The 15,334-nt window shown below is 46.4% G+C and carries 12 protein-coding genes; all 12 read left to right on the top strand.

What is annotated here, in order from left to right; all coding sequences use genetic code 11:
• Positions 1-19: 19 nt before the first annotated feature.
• The 12 genes from map to J7E38_RS11975 all read left to right on the top strand — a co-directional run bounded on the left by map (position 20) and on the right by J7E38_RS11975 (position 15,160).
• On the top strand, positions 20-769 hold the full coding sequence (gene map, locus J7E38_RS12030) for a type I methionyl aminopeptidase (RefSeq protein ID WP_214707623.1): 750 nt from the start codon (positions 20-22) through the stop codon (positions 767-769).
• Between the two features lie 185 nt (positions 770-954).
• On the top strand, positions 955-1,815 hold the full coding sequence (locus J7E38_RS12025; protein ID WP_214707621.1) for a MurR/RpiR family transcriptional regulator: 861 nt from the start codon (positions 955-957) through the stop codon (positions 1,813-1,815).
• A gap of 130 nt (positions 1,816-1,945) precedes the next feature.
• On the top strand, positions 1,946-2,842 hold the full coding sequence (gene gnd / locus J7E38_RS12020; protein WP_214707619.1) for a phosphogluconate dehydrogenase (NAD(+)-dependent, decarboxylating): 897 nt from the start codon (positions 1,946-1,948) through the stop codon (positions 2,840-2,842).
• Between the two features lie 134 nt (positions 2,843-2,976).
• On the top strand, positions 2,977-3,984 hold the full coding sequence (locus J7E38_RS12015; RefSeq protein WP_214707617.1) for an ABC transporter substrate-binding protein: 1,008 nt from the start codon (positions 2,977-2,979) through the stop codon (positions 3,982-3,984).
• Complete coding sequence (locus tag J7E38_RS12010; protein ID WP_214707615.1) at positions 3,981-6,185, top strand: ATP-binding protein; 2,205 nt, start codon at positions 3,981-3,983, stop codon at positions 6,183-6,185. The genes J7E38_RS12015 and J7E38_RS12010 overlap by 4 nt, the downstream gene beginning before the upstream one ends.
• A complete protein-coding gene (locus J7E38_RS12005; RefSeq protein WP_214707613.1) occupies positions 6,157-7,497 on the top strand; it encodes a sigma-54-dependent transcriptional regulator in 1,341 nt (446 codons plus the stop codon). Before J7E38_RS12010 ends, J7E38_RS12005 begins: the two co-directional genes overlap by 29 nt.
• Positions 7,498-7,753: 256 nt before the next feature.
• On the top strand, positions 7,754-8,731 hold the full coding sequence (locus tag J7E38_RS12000; RefSeq protein WP_214707611.1) for a nuclease-related domain-containing protein: 978 nt from the start codon (positions 7,754-7,756) through the stop codon (positions 8,729-8,731).
• 287 nt (positions 8,732-9,018) lie between these two features.
• Positions 9,019-9,219 (top strand): twin-arginine translocase TatA/TatE family subunit, encoded by a 201-nt coding sequence (gene tatA / locus J7E38_RS11995; protein ID WP_214707609.1) that lies wholly within the window; start codon positions 9,019-9,021, stop codon positions 9,217-9,219.
• A 24-nt stretch (positions 9,220-9,243) separates the two neighbouring features.
• Entirely contained in the window at positions 9,244-10,131 is an 888-nt protein-coding gene (locus J7E38_RS11990; RefSeq protein WP_214707606.1) for a 4Fe-4S dicluster domain-containing protein, read from the top strand.
• A 12-nt stretch (positions 10,132-10,143) separates the two neighbouring features.
• Positions 10,144-11,436 carry an NrfD/PsrC family molybdoenzyme membrane anchor subunit gene (gene nrfD, locus J7E38_RS11985; RefSeq protein ID WP_214707604.1) on the top strand — a complete coding sequence of 431 codons (1,293 nt, stop codon included), beginning with the start codon at positions 10,144-10,146 and terminating at the stop codon, positions 11,434-11,436.
• Positions 11,426-14,524: a molybdopterin-dependent oxidoreductase gene (locus tag J7E38_RS11980; protein ID WP_214707602.1), complete on the top strand. Its 3,099-nt coding sequence runs from the start codon at positions 11,426-11,428 to the stop codon at positions 14,522-14,524. Before nrfD ends, J7E38_RS11980 begins: the two co-directional genes overlap by 11 nt.
• Positions 14,525-14,578: 54 nt before the next feature.
• Positions 14,579-15,160, top strand: coding sequence for a molecular chaperone TorD family protein (locus tag J7E38_RS11975; protein WP_215038501.1), 582 nt, complete (start codon positions 14,579-14,581; stop codon positions 15,158-15,160).
• Positions 15,161-15,334: the final 174 nt, after the last annotated feature.

Raw genomic sequence — 15,334 nt, 5'->3', positions numbered from 1 at the left:
GAATCAGGGAGATGACGGAATGATTGTTTTAAAATCAGCTCGAGAGATTGAAAACATGAAGGAAGCTGGAAAATTGCTTGCTTCTGTGCATAAAGAGCTTCGCAAGATCATCAAACCAGGGGTGACGACCTGGGAAATTGACCAGTTTGTTGAGGATTACTTAAAAAAGCATGGAGCCACACCCGAGCAAAAGGGCTACCGCAATTATCAATATGCAACTTGTGCAAGCATCAATGATGAGGTTTGCCACGGTTTTCCGCGGAAAGAGGCTTTGACAGAGGGAGACATCGTGACGATTGACATGGTCGTCAACCTGAACGGTGCCCTTGCCGATTCGGCCTGGAGCTATGCTGTAGGGGAAATCAGCGAGCAGTCACAAAAGCTGTTGGATGTGACGAGAGAGGCCTTATATCGCGGGATTGCTGCTTCCGTACCGGGTAACCGGGTTGGCGATATCGGCCATGCGATCCAATCCTATGTTGAAGCGGAAGGTTTTTCGGTTGTGCGCGAATTCATCGGCCACGGAATCGGCTCTGTCATTCACGAAAAGCCCGATATCCCGCACTATGGCCTGCCAGGCAAGGGGCCAAGACTCAAGGAAGGCATGGTGTTCACGATCGAACCGATGGTCAATGTCGGAGAATGGCCGACGAAAATGGACTCAAACGGGTGGACAGCAAGAACGGTTGACGGCACACTATCTGCGCAGTATGAGCACACAATCGCGATCACAAAGGATGGTCCGATTATTTTAACGGATCAGGATTAATAACTGTATCGAAATGAACAAGCACTTTGTTGTTCATTTTTACCTGAATAAGATTAATTAGTGCATGGGGCTGAACCAAAATTCGGTCCTTTCTTTTTGCTAAGCATGAAAAAAATTTTCATCTTTCTTAAATAATGATGAAAATCCTTTGGTAAAATAAAGTGGTCAGAAAAGGGGGCAAAAAAATGGCAAGTGAACTGAATGGACAAAATGTCATCGTTAAAATAAAAGCGATCTACTCATCGCTTTCATCAAAGGAGAAGGCGGTCGCAGATTATATATTGAAGAACACCGAGGAAATCATCCACCTTTCGATCACCGAGTTTGCGGAGTATGCCTCCGTTGCCGAAGCAACCATTTTCCGCTTTTGCAAACGCCTTGGATTCAGAGGATATCAAGCCTTCAAGATTGCCCTTGCTAGTGAACTCGTTGAACCAATCAAGAATATCCATGAAGAAATAAAGGAAGAAGATGAGGTCGTAACGCTCGCGGAAAAAGTGTTCGCCGGGCATATCGAGGCGATGAAGGAAACGCTGAATCTCCTGGATGCCAAAGTCCTTGAGAAGATTATCGAGGTTCTCGTCCAGGCTTCAAGGATTGATTTTTACGGATCAGGCGGCTCATCAGCGATTGCGCTTGATGCGTATCATAAATTCCTGCGGACAGGCATCCATTGCAATGCCCATAGCGACGGACACCAGCAAATCATTTCCGCTGCGCTGCTTGGTCCCGGGCATGCTGCAATCGGCATTTCGCATAGCGGCAGCAATAAAGATGTCATAGAAGCATTGAAAATAGCAAAAGCTAACGGGGCAGCGACCATCGCAATCACCGGACATTACAAGTCGCCATTGTCGAAGGAAGCGGATTATGTGCTCTACACCACATCACGCGAAACACTTTTTCGATCTGAGGCACTGGCATCAAGACTCGTCCAGTTAAGCCTGATTGATGTGCTCCACGTGGCAGTATCCGTGCGCAGGCAGGAACAAACTTTGGGGAATCTGCAGAAAATCAGGGAAGCGATTTCCATTAAAAGATATTGAAGAATGAAAATAATTTTCTCCGTTTTTGTATACATATGAAAAAATATTTGATAATATCATATTATCATCAAGCTTTATTCGTTATGCCGAAGCTGTACGAAAAGAGTTACATAAAAAGGAGTGCATCGAAGTGAAACTAGGAATGGTTGGCCTTGGGAAAATGGGCTATAACTTAGTATTGAACCTGATGGAAAACGGCCATGAAGTTGTGGCGAACGATATAAATGAAGAGGCAATGCAGAAAATCAAATCTGAAGGCGCTGAGATTGCAGCCGATTATAAGGCAATGGCAGACATGCTGCCAAAGCCGCGCGTGATCTGGCTGATGATTCCTGCTGGCGATTTGATCGACCAGGTAATCGAGAAGTTCACACCATATCTGGAAGAAGGCGACATCCTGATTGATGGCGGAAACTCCAACTATAAGGATACGTTAAGACGTGCAGAAAAGCTGTCTGCTTCAGGCATCCACTTTATAGATGTTGGAACAAGCGGCGGAATGGAAGGCGCACGCAATGGTGCCTGCACAATGATCGGCGGCGACGCAGAGGTTTTTGCCCATGTTGAGCCAATCTTTAAAGACATCTCAATTGAAAAAGGGTATCTTTACACTGGTAAAGTTGGAAGCGGCCACTTCCTGAAGATGGTCCACAATGGTATCGAATACGGAATGATGCAGGCAATCGCCGAGGGCTTCGAAATCCTTGAGAAGAGCCCGTTTGATTACGACTACAAAGAAGTGTCACGCGTCTGGAACCACGGTTCCGTCATCCGCAGTTGGCTGATGGAACTGATGGAAAATGCTTTCTCCAAAGAGCCAAAGCTTGAAAGCATCAAAGGCGTCATGCATTCATCAGGCGAAGGAAAATGGACAGTCGAAACTGCCCTTGATCTTCAAACAGCAGCACCAGTCATCGCGCTTTCACTGATGATGCGCTACCGTTCACTTGAAGACGATACTTTTACAGGAAAAGTTGTCGCGGCATTAAGGAACGAATTCGGCGGACATGCAGTTGAAAAGAAGTAAAAACTAGAAATCAGGTTCTCCTCGAATAGAGGGGGACCGTTTTTTATGTTCATAAAATTATCCTTTTTTGCAAGATGGCTACATTGCTTTTTCCGTTATAGTGGAAGTGAATACGGAAAATGGGGGCGGTGAACGTGAAAACAAAGTGGTATTTCTTTTTCCTGACGACGGTTGCCGTTTCGGCTATTATATATGCTTTTCTTGGATTCAAGGGTGATGGGCCAGCGGAAATTGGGGTCCTGATGATCGGGGAAAATCGCCTTGAAAAGTTCACTGGACTGGAAAACGGGCTTAAGGATCTAGGTTACAGCGACAAGGATATCCATTTTACCGTAAAGAATGCGGATGATGATGAAAAGCTGCTTGATAAGCAAGTCGATGATCTTCTTAAAAATGAACCGGATTTAATTGTTACCCTTGGAGCGATCGAATCCCAGCGCCTAAAGGAAAAGCTGGATAAGGGGAAGATTAAAATCCCTGTTGTTTTTGCTGGTGTTGCCGCACCGAAGGAACTAGGCCTGATAAAGGATTACAAGTCACCAGGCGGGCTTTTTACCGGAATCAATAACTATCATGCCAGTATCTCGGGAAAACGACTTGAAATGCTGACATCACTGGTTCAGAAAATTGAAAGGGTGCATGTTATTTATGATAGCAAGATTGACGTCAGTAAATTAAGCCTTAAAGAAACAAGGATTGCTGCCCAGGCACTGGGCGTCGAGATATCCCCATGCGATGCAAGCTCGAAGGAATGCCTGGATACATTGTGGAAAACGGTTAAGGGTGGGGAGGCGATCCTGATTCTGCCCAGTTTCAGGATTGAATCGCTCACAGATGACATTGTCAGGCTGACTCAAGAGAAAAAAATTCCCGCCATGGGATTATATGATTTTGAAGCGGAAAAGGGGCTCCTGGCAAGCTACGGATCCAGCTTTCATTCACAAGGCTACCAGGCGGCAAGATTTGTCAGCTTGATTCTTCAGGGAAACAAGCCGGGAGAACTTCCAGTGGAACTGCCGGATGGCATCCGTTTTGTCATCAACCAGCAGACTAAGGATGCACTTGGAGTCAATTATAATGACGATTTGCTGAAGTTAGCAGAGCTGATCCATCCTGAAGTGCAAGGAGGCCGGGATCAATGAAAGCGATGACCTTTTTTTTGCAATCGCAGACGATCCGGAATAAGGTCCTTGTGTTTGGAGTGGCCATGTCGACGATTCCGCTGCTGCTTATCAGCTTGTTTTACTATTCTTTTGTAAAAGCGGATCTGGAAACGCGGATCATGGAAAAACAGCATCTGGTGCTTGAGAATTTGTCCCGTGAAATTGAGTTTGAATTCAGCCAGACATTTCAGCGGATCCAGGTCCTTGCTTCTCTCAATCTATTAGATAAAAAGCAAAGTGCGTTATATGAGCTTTTGCAGCAAAGCGAATCTGTCGAGGAGGTCATCATTGCGGATGATAAAGGTTTTGTCGAAAAACGAGTGTCCCGCTATGACCTTAATATCGCGGGAAGCATGGAACGCTGGTTCACGGATGATATGTGGTTCCAATTGCAGACTCGCGATAAGGTATATGGCCCGGTAGAATTTAACCAATATGGCCAGCCGGTCATGAAACTGGCGATCCCATTTTATGAAAATGACACGAAAAAAGCGATAGGGGTCGTAGTCCAGCTCCAAAAAATCATCGGGAAAATCTCTTCCATGCGCCAGGATCATGCTTCCTATATCTATCTGGTTGATGATAAGGAACGTGTCATCGCCCATCAGGATTACAGCAAGATCTGGCAAAAACAGCCTTCTGGCGGCCAGGATGAGATTGGCGTGACAGCCAAAATTGAGGACTTGAACTGGGTCCTCGTGATGGAGCAGCCGAAAACGACCGCGTTTGCTCCCATCAATAGGATATTGCAAAGCGGCATAGGTGCTGTCGCCCTTTTGATCTTGATCGTGAGTCTGATCAGTGTAGGGGCGGGCCTTTATTTTACAAGGCCGATCGTTGCGATTGACCGGGAAATGAACAATTTAAAGCAAGGACGTAAAATCAGTCCTGTGAAAATGAGACGCACCGATGAGCTCGGGAAACTGGCCGATTCTTTCAATGACATGAGCAAGGAGCTGCTCGAAAAATCAAGATTGCTTGAGCAGGAAAAGGAAAGGCTCGATGTCGTGGTGAACGGGATTGGTGCAGGACTGGCGCTTGTGACAAAGGAATACAGGATTACCTGGATGAATCCGATTTTAAAAGGCTGGCTAAAAGAAGACCGGCTGACGCTTCCTTGTTACGCAGTGATTGGCGGAGAGAATACGCCATGCCTCAACTGTCCGATTACCTGTCCGGACCTGGATAAAATCGCTGATGAAGTCATGAAGTTCAAGGATGGTCCAAATGGCGAGCGGATTTTCAGGCACAGGGTGTTTCCGCTGAATCACGCGATTGAGGAAGAAGGTGAATTCCTTGTCGTGCTCGAGGACATCACCGAGCAAAAACAAATGGAGGAAACGATGATCCAGACCGATAAACTGAGCGCGCTTGGCATCATGGCGTCGAGCTTCGCGCACGAAGTCAACAATCCGCTTGCAACAATCAATGTGTATGCGGAGGATTTGATTGATCGAATCCAGGCTGGCGACGAAGATCTGGATGAGGATGAGATGGAGCACTATCTTCGCAAAATCAAGGAGAATACCGAACGCTGCAAAAAGATCACCGGGAATCTGCTCAATTTTTCGAGGAAGAACGATTGGACAGAAGATCATATAAGGGTCAGGGAAATCATTGAAAGCAGCATCAGCCTTGTCGAGCACCAGCTGAAAAAGCAGCGGATCCAGCTTGAACTACTAGTCCCTGATTCGCTGCCAATGGTGACCGGCGATGGACAAAAACTGATGCAAGTCATCGTCAACCTGATCAACAATGCAGTCGATGCGATGGAAAGCGAAGGAAGGCTGGTCGTCTCCGCTTCGGTTGATGCTGAGGCGCAGGTTTCCATCAAAGTGACCGACAGCGGCCATGGAATCCCTCCCGAAGCGATGGATAAATTGTTCGATCCATTCTTCACGACGAAGCCGATCGGCAAAGGAACAGGACTTGGACTGTCCGTCTGCTATGGCATCATCCAGCAATTCGGCGGGATAATCAGAATTGACAGCAAACCGGAGGAAGGAACAACGGTGGAAATCCAGCTGCCGGCAGAACGGCAAGCAGGAATCGATGTTGAAGACCATTCAGGGGAAGAAAGACGAGGATTTTCCAGACAGCAAACAGATGACAACCGGTACTCTGGACTAGAAACAATGGAGGTGGGCTACGATGTCAGCAACAAGATTATTAGTCGTTGATGATGAACATGATTTGCTGGAACTATTGGTGAGACGGCTGAAGCGTAAGGGGTTCGATGTGGACAGCGCGGATACGGCAGAGGATGCCCTCAAACTCGTGAAAAAGAATGAATACGACATCGGCGTTTATGATATCAGACTTCCTGGCATGGATGGCATCGAGCTGTTAAAAGAAACGAAGAAAATTCAGCCTGATATCGAGGTGCTGATCCTGACCGGGCACGGGACGATTGATACCGCCATTGAAGCGATGAAAGTTGGCGCCTTCGATTATATCACCAAGCCTTATAATCTATCTGAACTGGAATTGACGATAGGCAAGGCTGCTGAAAATAAGTCGCTTAAAGAGAAAAATGATTCGATGAAGAAAATCATCGCCCAGCATAATGAATTCAACATCATCGGTGACAGTGCCAATTTTAAAGAAGTGCTCGAGATGACGCGGCGGATTGCCGATAGTGACGTACCTGTCCTGATCGAGGGCGAGAGCGGCACCGGGAAGGAGTTGTTTGCGAAGGCGCTTCATTACTGGAGCTGCCGAGCTGATGAGCCATTTGTGCCAGTGAATTCGGGTGCGCTGCCTGAACACCTTTTGGAAAGTGAGTTGTTCGGTCACTCACGCGGAGCTTTTACCGGAGCGAGCCAGGATAAGAAAGGCCTCGTAGAAGCGGCAAAGGGCGGAACACTGTTTTTGGATGAGCTTGGCGAAATGCCGCTGGCGCTTCAGGTAAAATTGCTGCGTTTCCTCGAAACAGGTGAATTCCGGCGTGTCGGCGATGTCCGCGAACGCCATGTGACCGTGCGAGTCGTCGCTGCCACAAACCGCGACATGGAAAAAGAAGTCGCCGAGGGGCGTTTCCGTGAGGATCTATTTTACCGGTTGAATGTCGTCAAGCTGACGATTCCGCCGCTGCGTGAACGGAAAGGCGATTTGCATGCATTGATTGAGCATTTTATCGCGAGGACGAAAGACCCGTCGAAGCAGTTGTCCGCCGAAGCATTTGCCGCACTGGAGCAATATGATTTTCCGGGAAATGTACGCGAACTCAGCCATTTGATTGAACGCGGCGTGCTCTTGTCGAAGGGCAGCCTGATTGAATCCGACGATTTGCTTTTGCCGAAACAGATTGCGGTTGGTGCTGCTCCCGTTGGAGGGACAGCCAGGCTCTGCTCACTGGAAGAGGTCGAAAAAGTCCACATCGAAAACGCCCTGAAGCAGATGAACTGGAATAAAACGAAGGCTGCCTACGTGCTCGGCATCAGCGTGCGGAACCTTTACAGGAAGATTGATCAATATGATTTGAAAGATTAGTTTATATGGGGGAGGCGAACTGGAAAAAAACGCGCGGAATTTCCAGTTCGCTATAATATTTTTATTTTCGCTATAAAAAATGAAATATCGCTATAAAAAATGAAATATCGCTATAAAATAGATTTTTCCGCTATAAAACTAAAAAAATCGCTATAAAAATCTGATTTTCGCTATAAAAATTTTATCGAACACAAAAGAGGAGATTTAATAGGTGAAATAGAACTGTTTTAAAGAAAAAAATAAAGGGGTGATGTACTTGATTGAAAAAAAACGTGAATTTCCAAAAGAAATTACTATTTTAAAGGTAATTCTAAAGCGGTTTACCTTAAATCACCAGCGCCAAATCGAATTAGAGAACAAATTATCCAGAAAATTAGCTGGGTATAAAGGTGAAAAGGAACTAGACTACTATCTTTCGCAAATTGACCATACAAATCTCAAGATTTTACATGATTTAAGGATTCCCCACAATAATACCCACTTCCAAATTGATTCCCTGCTAATTTCAAACACATTCTTACTTCCCATTGATTCGAAAAATTACGCTGGAGTCCTGGATTTTAATCCGGAATTCAACTATTTGCTTCAAACATTGAATGGATTCGAAAAAGTGTACCAGGACCCAATCCTGCAAACGAAAATCCAGGCTTCTCAACTTAAATCCTTCTTGATGAAGAATCAATTTTCCCCTCCACCAATTGAATTCCTTGTTTCAGTGAGCAACTCCCAGGCTATCATCAGGAATCCTGCCAATAGTACGGAGGTAGCCAATAGGGTTTGCAAAACGCCTGCTGTTTCCTACAAAATCCAATCCATTTCCGAGAAGTACAATAAAGAATATTTATCGCAAAAAGAAGTAAAGAAAATTGTAAAACTCCTTTTGAAAAGCCATGTGCCCTATATTCCTGACATTCAGTCAATGAATTTACCTATGGATAAAATTCAAATAGGTGTTCAATGTCCAGATTGCGGCCTTCTAGGCATGGAGAAAATTCACGGTAGCTGGGTATGTAAACAATGCGGACATCTTTCGAAAGATGCCCATATTGCTGCTCTCAAAGATTACTTTTTAATTTTTGGTCCTCATATTACAAGCAGGCAGTTCAGCAACTTCCTCAACATTCCTTCCATTCACCAAGCCAAGAGGCTGCTCACATCAATGGAACTGGACATCTCTGGCTCTAAAAAAGGAACAGTCTACAGACCGAAAAAGGATTTTCCTTTATGGGATTAATTAAACTCACTAAAGTGTGTGCCATGTCATTCCTGCACACCATGCCAAAATGTCATATGCCAAAATTGCATCATCATGACAAAATGGCACACATACTAGCGGCTGTCAGCGAGCACGAACCTCGTTCCAGCCGCTTTTTCTTGTTCACAGAAGTGTCACGAATGCCACAGTCTTACTCTCCCAAGGAATCGCAGCACCCATTCACCCTAAAACACCCCATGCCAAAAAAGTTGGCACGCAGCTTGCATTATAAATAGGCAAGAAAAAATAAAAAAGGAAGTGGCGACATGCTATCCAATATTGGTGTTCCTGGTTTGATTTTAATCCTTACTTTGGCGTTGATCATTTTCGGCCCGAAAAAGCTGCCTGAGATCGGCAGGGCGTTCGGCCAGACGCTGAAGGAATTCAAGAAGTCGACGCGTGAGCTGACTAGTGATATCACTGACGACATCGTGGATGACATTAAAGAAATCAAAAAAGAAATCTAAACGCATAAAAAGAGGTGACGTAAAATGGGTCTTTTTTCAAATGAGAAAAAGGTAGATTACGATAAAATCGTCGACAAGATGCTGCCAGACGCAAAGAAGGAAATGGATGAATCACAGTATGACACAGAATTGGGCTTGAACATGGCACGCGATGCCAGGAAGGTCATCAGCGGCAAACTGAAAATTGAAGACTTCCATAAAATCTACTCTTCATCGCTTACTAAAGAATTTGGCAACTACTACGCTTCAGGAGAAGGGCCAGACATCAGGAATGGGGACGGCCCGAAATGGGCGATGGTCATCGACTTGAAAAAGTGCGTTGGCTGCGATACGTGTACCGTCAGCTGCAAGGCAGAAAACAGGACGCCGCCGGGCATTTCCTACAATGTCGTCATGGAATCGCTTGAAGGTGAGTTTCCGAACATCAAGGCCGTCAACCTGCCAAGGCCGTGTATGCAGTGTGACAAGCCGGCATGTGCCCAGGTTTGTCCGACAAGGGCGACTTATAAAATGGAAAACGGGATTGTCGCAATCGATAATGACCGCTGCATCGGCTGCCGTTACTGCGTCGTTGCCTGTCCTTATGGCGCTCGTTCCTTTGATTTCGGAGAAAGTTACGAACAGGAAATGCAGGGATATAACGATGTGACCAGTCCTGAATACGGCGTTGAACGCGGCAACCGCGAAAAAGGCAAGACACCAATCGGCACGGTCCGTAAATGCAGCTTCTGCTTCCACCGCCTGCAAAGAGGCGAAGAGCCGGCATGCGTGGAAACGTGCATTGGCGATGCTCGCTTCTTCGGTGACATCAGCGACCCGAACAGTGTGGTATCGAAGCTTGCTGCAAGTCCAAGAGCATTCCGCCTGAAGGAAGAGCTTGGAACACATCCGAACGTCATTTACTTAAGATAGGAGGGACTGGCGATGGCCAATCTTGCTGTTGATTTAAAAGAGAAAAGCACATCTAAAACGAAAATTAATGTCACTGTGTCAAAAGCTTTTAAAATATGGATTTCAGCCCTGACTGTAGCCTTTTTGATCGGCGGGTATTTCATCGTGGAACGCTTCTTCACCGGACTGGCGGCTACGAATCTATCAAGCATTACCCCTTGGGGAGCCTGGATCGCTTTTTACATTTTCTTCGTCGGCCTCAGCGCGGGTTCATTCCTGCTGTCGACCCTGATCTACGTTTTCGGGATGGAAGAATACGAGCGTGTCGGAAAGGCAGCACTTTTCACCGCGATTGTCTGTATGATCGTCGCATTGACCTTTGTCCTGATGGATCTTGGGCGTCCGGAGCGGCTGCTCAACGCAATCATCTACTGGAATGTCACTTCGCCGCTTGCCTGGGAAGTCCACTTTTATCTGGTGTATATTGGGCTGTTAACAGTTGAGCTTTATATCGCGATGAGGGAAGACCTCGTTCGGGCGGCAAAAACAAACTCATTGAAAGGTTTTATCGCAAGATTCATCACCTTCAAAAACGCGACTATCAATGCAGCGACGAAAAAGCGTGACCATATGTGGATGAAAATCCTCGGTACAATCGGGATCCCGCTGGCGATTCTCGGGGTGCACGGCGGAACAGGAACGATTTTCGCTGTCGTAAAAGCACGTCCGGCCTGGCATACAGCTCTTTTCCCAATCATTTTCGTCGTATCGGCAATGGTATCCGGAACAGCATTGCTTTTAGCGATGTATATCATCAAGAAAAAAGTCCAGAAGCAGGAAATAGATAAAAACATGATTGTATCGCTCGCAAAATTGATGGTCGGGTTCCTGATCATTGACCTTGGCCTACAATTCTATGAATATCTGATTGGCTGGTACGGACTTGAGGCAGAACACCTTGATACGCTGGCAACGATGATGGCCAGCGAGAAAGCGTGGTCGTTCTGGTTCGTGCAAATGTTCCTTGGAGCCGTCATCCCAATCACGATTGTTTTTTGGAAAAAAACAAGCCAGAACGTCAATGCTCTGCTTGCAGCAGCTGTCCTGATCGTCATCGGCATCATCGGCGTACGCTTCAACATTGTTGTTCCGCCGCTTGTCGTGCCAGTTTTCCACGAACTGCCCTGGGGCAATTACGCGCCAACAATCAGGGAATGGATGGTCAGCGTCGGCGTCGTCGCGATGGGACTGTTAATCTATTCATTCGGCGAGCTTCTGCTGCCAATCGAAGAAACTTCTGACGAGGTGAGCCATAATGGAAAATAAACCAATGAAACGGCGTGGATTTTTAAAAGCGCTCGGTACGCTGAGTGCAGTCGCGTTTGTCGGTCCGGCATTCGTAGGGCCAATCAAGCAGGTCATGGGCGGTGTCTGGACGGATGAACCACATGGAACCGGCACCGATTATCAGGATTATACAGCAGAAGATGTCATCTTTACGTCATGCCAGCAGTGCAATACGATTTGTACCATTAAAACATACATCACAGCTGGGGCAGCGGGCGGAGCCTATTCCTCCATTGTCCGGAAAATTGCCGGCAACCAGTACAGTCCGATGAATATGGTTCCGTACGGTCATATCAATTACGATACACCGGTAGCCCAGGCAGTTAAAGGTACAGGCGATGTTGCGAAAATGGGACGGGGATTCCGCGGAGGCAGAACATGTCTTAAAGGCCAGGCTGGCATCCAGACTAACTATGATGCATTCAGGATCCAGAAGCCGCTCAAACGTGTCGGCGAGCGGGGCAGCGGTGTCTGGAAAACGGTCAGCTGGGAACAGGCTTATAAGGAAATCCTCGAGGGCAGCAAGGATCTTCGCACTCCAGGTTTGAAAGAATTGTGGAAGTACGTACCGGAAGCAGCGGTCATGGCTGACTGGGAGAAACTGAAAGCTGGCGAAATGACCAAAGCTGAATTCGATAAAAAGTACAAGGAAGTATTGATTGATACAAACCATCCTGACTTTGGGCCAAAATCCAACCAGATTGCCATCATGGCAGGACATAGACGTGATTTTATCTCACGCCTTGCGCTTGGAAGTCTTGGAACAGCAAATTATTATGATCATGGTGGAGTCTGCGGTGTTATGAGTGCCGTCGGGAATTCTCGTTCGCATGACACCGAGAAAGCTAAGAAACGGATGATTCCTGACTATGAGAATGCTGAAATGGTCATCATCTGGGGAGCAAACCCAATGGTTGCCAACCGTGGCCCTACCACATTCGCGCCACAAATCACGCATGCCATCGATCGTGGAATGAAAGTAGTCGTAATCGACCCGCGTTTCAGCAAGACAGCTGAAAAAGCGCATCTCTGGGTACCAATTAAGCCAGGAGGAGATGGTGCGCTTGCTTTGGCAATGGGACGCTGGATCATCGAGAACAACCGTCATGATACGACTTATCTGAGCAACCCTAACCAGCAAGCAGCAAATCTGGACGATGAAACAACATGGAGCGATGCTTCCTTCCTTGTAAACGTTGGCGATAAGAAACGCCCATTCGTCCGTGCCAAGGATCTTGGCATCGGCGGCGAGGAATTTATAGTTATTGAGAATGGAAAACCAGTTCCCCATAATAAAGCAAAAAATGGCAAAATCGATGTTGATACAACGATTAATGGAATGAAAGTGAAATCAGTATTCGCCATTTATAAAGACAAGGTAATGGAAAAAACAATGGACGAGTACGCAAAGCTTGCAGACGTCCCTGTCGATCAGATCATCCAGATTGCCCGTGAATTCACGTCACACGGCAAGAAAGTGGGTATCCATTCTTACCGCGGTCCAGCAATGCATACAAATGGCTATTACAATGTCCGTGCGATCAATATGTTGAACCATCTTGTTGGAAATCACGACTGGAAAGGGGGAGACACTGTATTAGGAGCGAAGTTCAAGCCTTTTGAAGGTCGCTATGATCTGATAACAGTTCCGAACGCAAATAATGGCTGGGGAATCCCGATTACAAGGCAAAAGACACCATATGAAAAGACATCCTTGTTCCAAAAGGATGGCTATCCTGCGAAAAGGCCATGGTATCCGTTTGGAGGAAACCTGATTCATGATGTCCTTCCTAGTTCAGCAGAAGGATACCCTTACAAAATCCGGGCATTGCTGATTAACAGGACATCTCCGGTCGTGAATTCGCCTCGCTCTGACATGCAGGCAAAATTCATTAAGGATCCAAAAGTCGTTGAACTGGTTGTCGCTTCCGATACGATGATTGGCGAAACTTCCAAGTTTGCTGACTTTATCCTTCCAGACCTTGCTTACCTTGAAACCTGGAATACAGAGGATATTTTCCCGATCCTAAAGCATAAGTTTGCAGGGGTCATTCAGCCTGTAACACGCGTTGTGCCTGACGCCCGCCCAACAGAACAGGTTTACATTGATCTTTTGAAAGGCATGGGATTGCCGGGAGTAGGGGAAAACGCTTTTGCGGATGGCTCGGCGCTAAACACTCCAGAAGATTACTATTTAAAACGGATCGCCAACATCGCTTTTGATGGCCAGAAGCCAGTGAAGGATGCGAATGCTGAAGAGCTGGCGATTTTTGAAAAAGCAAGGAGGAAGGCGCTCGGTAAATACTTCGAAATCCAGAAGCTGAAAAATGCCGTCAAATCGGAAGAATGGAAAAAAGTCGTCTATGTACTAAACCGTGGCGGCCGCTTTGAAGCTGCCGGTGATGAATATGTCGGCAACAAAATCAAATATCAGTGGGCAAACCAGGTTTACTTTTATGATGAAAAAGCAGCAGGCTTCAAGAGCGCCTACACAGGCAACTTTTTTGAAGGTGTTCCGGTAGCAGAGGAAATCAAGACATATGACGGCAAGGTTTACAAGCCAAATAAGCCATTGCAGTTTATCAACTGGAAATCGAGAACAATGGCAACGCACCGAACCGAGGGCAACGCCTGGCTTCGTGAAATCAAGCCGGAAAACTATGTGTGGATCAATCCAATTGATGCGAAGAAAAAAGGAATCAAGACCGACGATGAAATTTATATCTCTTCCAACAGTGCGAAAGTAAAAGGCAGGGCGCTCGTCACTCCAGGTATCAAGCCGGGTGTTGTCGGAGCGAACTTCAGTTTTGGCCATACTGCATATGGTTCAAACCCGGTGAAGATCGACGGAAAAACAATTGAACCAGCAGGAAAATATGGCCATACACCGTACCAGTTCAACAAGCCGCTTCATGAAGAGTCAGGTTACGCGAAACCGAGGGGACTCGGATTCTCAGTAAATGCCCTGTCGGAAAGGGATGGCAGCTATTTTGAGGGCTTCCTTGCTGACCTTTTAGTCGGCGGCCCGGCACAGCAGGACGTATTCGTAGATGTGGAAAAAGCTTAATATTATTGGGGTGGTAGCCCTGAAATTTCTTTTAAAGTAAAGGTGGAGACAATGATGGAAGAACGATATGGAAAGCTGGCGATTGCGAATATCATGACAAGCATCTGGCTTGGGGACTGGGATACCTATGAAGCATTCATGAATGATGTTCCTGAAGGAATGCGTAAGGAGCTCTCATTTCATTCCCTGTACAATCGGGATGAAGTGCAGCTCTGGTATGACAATCACTTTTTCATACCGGGAGATCACTTTGTCTCCCCTTATTTTTCATCGTATACAAAAAAAACTGAAGATGAAGAAGCCCGCAGGCATGACCTTCTGTGCTTGATTGGCATTTATGAAAGAACAGCCTTTTACTTCCCGCTCGAGCAGGATCGGCTGCCAGATCACTTCGGCAGCATGACCGCATTCATGAGCTCGATTTTACAGGGAGAAATCAAGGCAGAGCAAGAAGGTAACCAGGATTACCTGCAGCAGCTTGAAGAAATAGAAGCAGAGATGCTGGCCAGATTCATCAAGCCAGTCTTGAAGCCATTGCTCGACAACGCAGAAATGAAAATTACCCTTCCATTCTTTAAGGAGTTCCTCAGCTTTTATGCAGAAGTGATGAGTGAAGACTGGGTGGAGGCAGCATAAACGAAGAAACGGTCCTCCAAATGGGGGACCGTTTCCTTATATCGAATATTTACTTATTCTGTTTGAACAAATCTATGAATGCTTGATAAAATTCAACACCCTGATAAAACATGAAGCTGAACGCTGTCAGGGAAAAGAACCCAATCATTAAAAATCGAAACCACATATCCATTC

The sequence above is a fragment of the Bacillus sp. ISL-35 genome, from assembly GCF_018613355.1.
Taxonomy (GTDB): Bacteria; Bacillota; Bacilli; order Bacillales; family Cytobacillaceae; genus Mesobacillus.
Note: the sequence above shows the minus strand (reverse complement) of the source record. Positions and strands in the feature narration are given on the sequence as shown.

Excerpts from the sequence above, each read along its gene's own strand:
- map (WP_214707623.1), top strand. The coding sequence starts at position 20 with ATGATTGTTTTAAAATCAGCTCGAGAGATTGAAAACATGAAGGAAGCT.
- J7E38_RS12025 (WP_214707621.1), top strand. The coding sequence starts at position 955 with ATGGCAAGTGAACTGAATGGACAAAATGTCATCGTTAAAATAAAAGCG.
- J7E38_RS12010 (WP_214707615.1), top strand. The coding sequence starts at position 3,981 with ATGAAAGCGATGACCTTTTTTTTGCAATCGCAGACGATCCGGAATAAG.
- J7E38_RS12005 (WP_214707613.1), top strand. The coding sequence starts at position 6,157 with ATGTCAGCAACAAGATTATTAGTCGTTGATGATGAACATGATTTGCTG.
- tatA (WP_214707609.1), top strand. The coding sequence starts at position 9,019 with ATGCTATCCAATATTGGTGTTCCTGGTTTGATTTTAATCCTTACTTTG.
- J7E38_RS11990 (WP_214707606.1), top strand. The coding sequence starts at position 9,244 with ATGGGTCTTTTTTCAAATGAGAAAAAGGTAGATTACGATAAAATCGTC.
- nrfD (WP_214707604.1), top strand. The coding sequence starts at position 10,144 with ATGGCCAATCTTGCTGTTGATTTAAAAGAGAAAAGCACATCTAAAACG.
- J7E38_RS11980 (WP_214707602.1), top strand. The coding sequence starts at position 11,426 with ATGGAAAATAAACCAATGAAACGGCGTGGATTTTTAAAAGCGCTCGGT.
- J7E38_RS11975 (WP_215038501.1), top strand. The coding sequence starts at position 14,579 with ATGGAAGAACGATATGGAAAGCTGGCGATTGCGAATATCATGACAAGC.